The sequence below is a fragment of the Bradyrhizobium sp. STM 3809 genome (assembly GCF_000239795.1).
In the GTDB taxonomy this organism is placed as follows: Bacteria; Pseudomonadota; Alphaproteobacteria; order Rhizobiales; family Xanthobacteraceae; genus Bradyrhizobium.
In genome coordinates, this window is record NZ_CAFJ01000535.1 from 1 (window position 1) to 5,583 (window position 5,583).

Here is a 5,583-nt window from a genome sequence, read left to right on the forward strand (position 1 = left end):
GCCCCGGCGTCTTCGACGCATAGGGCACGCCCGAGGCCTCCTCGATCGGCAGCGCATCCATGTCGGCGCGCAGACCGATGATGCGGCCCGAACCGGTCTTGCGGCCGCGGATGACCCCGACCACGCCGGTGCGGCCGATCCCCGTCGCCACCTCGTCGCAGCCGAATTCGCGCAGGCGCTCGGCGACGATGCCGGCGGTGCGGTGCACCTCGTACATCAGCTCCGGATGTTCATGGAAATCGTGGCGCCAGGCCGCCATGTCGTCGGTGAGCGCGGCGATGCTGTTCAGGATGGGCATGGGAGGCGATGTTCTCGTTGGACGTGGACCAGCGCGAACCATGGCCGGAACGGCCGGCGGATACAAGCTTCGGTCCGGTCCTGGCAGCCTCCCGATCGCAGCGTCAGCCTCCCACCGGTGATTGCGACAGATACGCCAGCAGCTTCATTTCGCGCCGGCCGCGCGTGACGGTATCGAGCACCAGGCCCGACGAAGCCGACAGCAGCGCCATGATCATCAGGCCCATCGATAGCACTGCGGTCGGCAGCCGCGGCACCAGCCCGGTCTCGATGAAGGTGACGAAGACGGGAATCGCGAAGCCGATCGAGACCAGCGCGAGGAAGATGCCGATCGCGGTGAAGAAGCGCAGCGGCTTCTCCGAGCGATACAGCTTCAGGATGGTGTTCAGGATGCGGAAGCCGTCGCGCCAGGTGTTGAGCTTGGACACCGAGCCCTCGGGCCGGGCGTAGTACGGCGTCGCGATCTCCGCGACCGGCAGCGCCAGCTCCAGCGCATGCACGGTGAGCTCGGTCTCGATCTCGAAGCCGTCCGACAGCACGGGGAAGGATTTGACGAAGCGGCGCGAGAACACGCGGTAGCCGGACAGGATGTCCTTGAAGGCCTGGCCGAACACCTCGGCGAGGAAGCTCGTCAGCATCCAGTTGCCGGTGCGATGCCCCATGCGGTAGGCGGCCTGCTCCTGGTCGACCCGCAGGCCCACCACCATGTCGAGCCGCTCGGCCACGAGCCGCTCGATCATGCCGGGCGCGCTCGGCGCGTCATAGGTGGCATCGCCGTCGACCAGCACGTAGATGTCGGCATCGACGTCGGCGAACATGCGGCGGACGACGTGGCCCTTGCCCTGCCGCCGCTCGCTGCGGACCTCGGCGCCGGCGGCGCGGGCGACCTCGACGGTGCGGTCCTTGGAATTGTTGTCGTAGACGTAGACCGTCGCCGTCGGCAGCGCCTGCTTGAAGTCGCGGACCACGGTCGCGACCGCCGCTTCCTCATTGTAGCAGGGCACCAGCACGGCGATCCGCATCGGTTGAGAACTCATGAACCCGTCTCCCATGGCCGGGAGAGTGCCGCCTTTCGGTGCAGAAATTCATAATGGTCCGGCCGTTTCGGGCCGCCATGTGGGAATGATCTTAACGCCATCCAGCACCTCGCGCAGGCGGGAGAGCGTGCCGGGCGTCGTGCCCTCCGGCAGCGCGTCGCGGGCGAAGAAGCCGGTCTCGACGATCTCGCGGTTGGGCTCGGGCGGGCGGTCCTGCGTGAACCTTTTGATAACGAAGACGGCGACGTGGTCGCGCGGCGAGACATGGCTGTTGAGGAAGATGCCGTGCAGCTCCGGCTCGCCGGCCAGCGCGATGCGTCCCTCCTCGAACAGCTCGCGCTGCAGCGCCTCCATGAACGTCTCGCCGACCTCGACGCCGCCGCCCGGCAGGTGCCAGCCCGCGACATAGCCGTGCCGGACCAGGAACACCCGGTTGTCGGCATCCAGCACCACGCCGCGGACGCCGAGCGTCATGCCGCGGGCGAACCGCCAATAGAGGTGGAATCCACGCCGCAGCACCGGCTCGAACCGGATCCGCAACCTGCTCAATCGTGTTGTCGTCAAATCTCGTCGTCCCGGTTGGTCTTGCGCTGGAGGGCGGGGCTTGCGATGAGAGCCCCTGACATGAGGGATAGCACGACATGACGGCTGGACGCGCCCGCATCCGACATCGGCGCAGAGACGCGTGATGGCCGCCTTCACGCTCGCCCATCTGTCCGACCCGCATCTCGCGCCGCTGCACCGGCCGCGTCTGTCCGAACTCGCCGGCAAGCGGGCGCTCGGCTATCTCAACTGGACGCGCAACCGCTACAAATATCACCGCCGCGACATACTGGACCTGCTGATCTCCGACCTGCACGCGCAGATGCCGGACCAGATCGCGGTGACCGGCGATCTCGTCAATTTCGCCCTCGAGTCCGAATTCCCCGTCGCCCGGGAGTGGCTCCGGACGGTCGGGCCGCCGGACAAGGTCACTGCCATCCCTGGCAATCACGACGCCTATGTGCGCTCGACGCGGCTGCGCTTCGCCGAGAGCTTTGCCGCCTATTTCGGCGGCGATGCCGACGCGCCCGCCACCTTTCCCTCGCTGCGCCGGCGCGGGCCGCTGGCGCTGATCAGCCTCTCCTCCGCCGTGCCCTCGGCGCCGTTCATGGCGACCGGCCGGATCGGCGGCGCGCAACTCGCGGCGCTCGAGCAACTGCTCTCCTCGCTGGCGCATGAGCCGCTGTTCCGCGTGCTGCTGGTGCATCACCCGCTGCGCTCGGCCAACCGGATGAAGCGGCTCACCGATTCCAAGGAGCTGATCGCGCTGCTCGCGCGCCACGGCGTCGAGCTGGTGCTGCACGGCCATGACCACGTGCATTCGACGATCTGGATCGACGGCCCCGAGCGCAAGATTCCGGTCGTCGGCGTCCCCTCCGCGTCGTCCCTGGCGCACGGTCACTACCCTGCCGCCGCCTACAACATCTTCGCCATCGCGCCCCAGGGCAATCACTGGCGCTGCGACATGACCGTGCGCTCTGTGAACGACGCCCGGCGCGTGCGCGAGATCCGCGAGATTCGCCTGCTCTGACGTTCGCTTCGCTTGCGCATGATCCGGTCGGAAAACCGGTGCCGACTGTTCCGGATCATGCGTCAGAACGAGATCGGCTTCAGGCTCTCGTACAGCGCGAACCCGAACAGCGACAGCGCGCCGAGCACGAAGCCGAGCACGAACGGCCAGAGCCGGCCGCGCGGCGGCGGCCCGCCGTCCGCGCGCGCCTGCACGCGGGCGACGCTGAAGGCGCGCTCGCGCTCGACCATGCGGCGGGCGACGTAGTCGGTCACGGCCTTCACGATCGCGCCGATCTCGTGCGACTCCGCGAGCACGATACGGCCGTTGCGGGTGTCCTGCACGAAGCGGTACTGCCGCTTGTCCCGCCCCATCACGACATGGGCGACGACGTCGATCCACAGCCGCGGCGTCTCGCCCTGGCTGATGGCGCGATCGAACAGGTCGATCTGGTTGGGGATCTCGGCGAACAGCGGGTCGAGCGCATCGTTGAGAATCTCGAGCCGCGCCACCTCGGCATCGCGCAGATCGACCACCACACCCGTTCGGTCCGCGGCCTCGATCCGGGCCTGGCGCAGCGCCTCGCGCAGGCGGACGGGGCGCGGTTCGGTGCTGCTGTCGGGGGCCTCGGACATCGCTCACGCTTTCACGGTTCGGCCCTGGTTTCGCCAGGATTTCTCCCATTAACCTATCAGTAACCGAGTATTCCGCAAACCCCATTTGTCTTCAAAGACTTATACGCACGGTGAGATAATCAGCGCCCAAACCAGGGCTGCAGAACGGACGTGGGCGGCCTCCTCCGGTGTGACCCGGCTGAGACCGCCCCGTCCTTGGGCTCTTCCTCGAGCTTTATTCAGATACCCGGCAAGGTGTTCTTTGGCTGTCCGCCTCAGGCCGCCGGAGCGCGCTGCGGCTCCTCGACGATCGAGAATCGGACGCCGGCCTTGTGGCGGTTCTCCTCGGACACCTCGCGCCAGCAGTCCTCGGCTTCCTTGCGCGACTTGAACGGACCCTTCACCTGGGCCGAGCCTTCCACCAGCTTGTGGAAATTCATCGAGCCGAACTCGCCGCCGATCACCCAGAAATTGCTGGTCATGAGACCCTCCATCAACCGTCACAACTTTGACAGTGCATTGCGATTTGCGTGACCAGAGATAAACGCGAAACCGGCAGCTTCGTATAGAGGCCTTGTTTTCGAATGGTGATGTCATGTAACATCATCACTTGTCATAAATGTCATTTTGTAAATTTTGTCACAAATCGGGAGCCGGACGGCTCCGAGGGGAACGCAATGCCCGGCGAATCCGGAAAGAAGCTGTTCGTCGGCCCACGCTTCCGGCGCATCCGCCAGCAATTGGGGCTGTCGCAGACTCAGCTCGCCGAGGGGCTCGGCATCTCGCCGAGCTACGTCAACCTGATCGAGCGCAACCAGCGCCCGGTGTCCGCCCAGATCCTGCTGCGGTTGGCGGAGGTCTACGACCTCGACCTGCGCGACCTCGCCACCGCCGACGAGGACCGCTTCTTCGCCGAGCTCAACGAGATTTTCTCCGATCCGTTGTTCCGCCAGATCGAGCTGCCCAAGCAGGAGTTGCGCGACCTCGCCGAGCTGTGCCCCGGCGTCACCCACGCGCTGCAGCGGCTGTACGCCGCCTATGCGGAGGCCCGGCGCGGCGAGACCCTGGTTGCGGCGCAGATGGCCGACCGCAACGCCGGCGGCCATTTCGAGGCCAACCCGATCGAGCGGGTGCGCGACCTGATCGAGGCTAACCGCAACTACTTCGCCGAGCTCGAGCAGCAGGCCGAAGCCCTGCGCGACGCGCTCGACGTGCCGGCCGAAGGACTTTACGCCGCGCTCGCGGCGCGTTTGCGCGAAAAACATTCTGTGCAGACCCGGGTGATGCCGGTCGACGTCATGCGCGAGACCTTGCGCCGCTACGACCGCCACCGCCGCCAGCTGCTGATCTCCGAGCTGGTCGACGGGCCCGGCCGCACCTTCCAGCTCGCCGTGCAACTCGGCATGGCCGAGTGCCTGCCGCAGTTCGAGATCATCATCGGCCGCGCCGGCGCGCTCGACGACACCTCGCGCCGGCTCTACCGCATGACGCTGGCCAGCTACTACGCCGCCGCCGTCATGATGCCCTATGCGCCGTTCCTCGCCGCGGCGGAGGCGCTGAGCTACGACATCAACGTGCTGGCGCAGCGCTTCAGCACCGGCTTCGAGCAGGTCTGCCACCGTCTCACCACCTTGTCGCGCCCGAACGCGCGCGGCATCCCGTTCTTCATGCTGCGCGTCGACAATGCCGGCAACGTCTCCAAGCGCTTCTCGTCGGGCACCTTCCCGTTCTCCAAGTTCGGCGGCACCTGCCCGCTGTGGAACGTGCATTCGACCTTCGACACGCCGGACCGCCTCCTGAAGCAGATCATCGAGCTGCCGGACGGCTCGCGCTATTTCTCGATCGCCCAGATGGTGCGCCGTCCGGTCGCGCCGCATCCGCTGCCGCAGCCGCGCTTCGCCATCGGCCTGGGCTGCGAGATCAGGCATGCGTCGCGTCTGGTCTATGCCGCCGGCATGGATCTGGAGACGGCCGAGGGCACGCCCATCGGCGTCAACTGCCGGCTCTGCGAGCGCGAGAACTGCGCCCAGCGCGCCGAGCCGCCGATCACGCGCACGCTGATCCTGGACGAGACCACCCGCCG

The 5,583-nt window shown here is 67.0% G+C and carries 6 protein-coding genes and 1 pseudogene; 2 read left to right on the forward strand and 5 right to left on the reverse strand.

The genetic code is table 11. The annotated features are described in order from the left end of the window. The 3 genes and pseudogenes from BRAS3809_RS24660 to BRAS3809_RS24670 all read right to left on the reverse strand — a co-directional run. Nucleotides 1–298 (reverse strand): annotated as a pseudogene (locus BRAS3809_RS24660) (amidohydrolase); the annotation flags it as partial. Between the two features lie 103 nt (nt 299–401). Beyond that, nucleotides 402–1,334, reverse strand: a complete 933-nt coding sequence (locus BRAS3809_RS24665; protein ID WP_170323326.1) for a glycosyltransferase family 2 protein — start codon at nt 1,332–1,334, stop codon at nt 402–404. 48 nt (nt 1,335–1,382) lie between these two features. Then, entirely contained in the window at nt 1,383–1,898 is a 516-nt protein-coding gene (locus BRAS3809_RS24670; RefSeq protein ID WP_201767126.1) for an NUDIX domain-containing protein, read from the reverse strand. A gap of 124 nt (nt 1,899–2,022) precedes the next feature. Between BRAS3809_RS24670 and BRAS3809_RS24675 the strand changes: the two genes are divergently transcribed. Next, the gene (locus BRAS3809_RS24675; RefSeq protein ID WP_008964754.1) at nt 2,023–2,907 is read left to right on the forward strand and encodes a metallophosphoesterase family protein; all 885 of its coding nucleotides are present in this window, start codon (nt 2,023–2,025) and stop codon (nt 2,905–2,907) included. A gap of 62 nt (nt 2,908–2,969) precedes the next feature. Here the strand turns inward: BRAS3809_RS24675 and BRAS3809_RS24680 are convergent, their stop codons facing one another. After that, complete coding sequence (locus BRAS3809_RS24680; RefSeq protein WP_008964755.1) at nt 2,970–3,521, reverse strand: hypothetical protein; 552 nt, start codon at nt 3,519–3,521, stop codon at nt 2,970–2,972. 254 nt (nt 3,522–3,775) lie between these two features. Beyond that, nucleotides 3,776–3,982: a DUF4170 domain-containing protein gene (locus BRAS3809_RS24685; RefSeq protein ID WP_006612464.1), complete on the reverse strand. Its 207-nt coding sequence runs from the start codon at nt 3,980–3,982 to the stop codon at nt 3,776–3,778. A gap of 195 nt (nt 3,983–4,177) precedes the next feature. Here BRAS3809_RS24685 and BRAS3809_RS24690 point away from each other — a divergent pair. Next, nucleotides 4,178–5,583 (forward strand): helix-turn-helix domain-containing protein (locus BRAS3809_RS24690; RefSeq protein ID WP_035658233.1); only part of this gene is annotated, 1,406 nt, incomplete at its 3' end.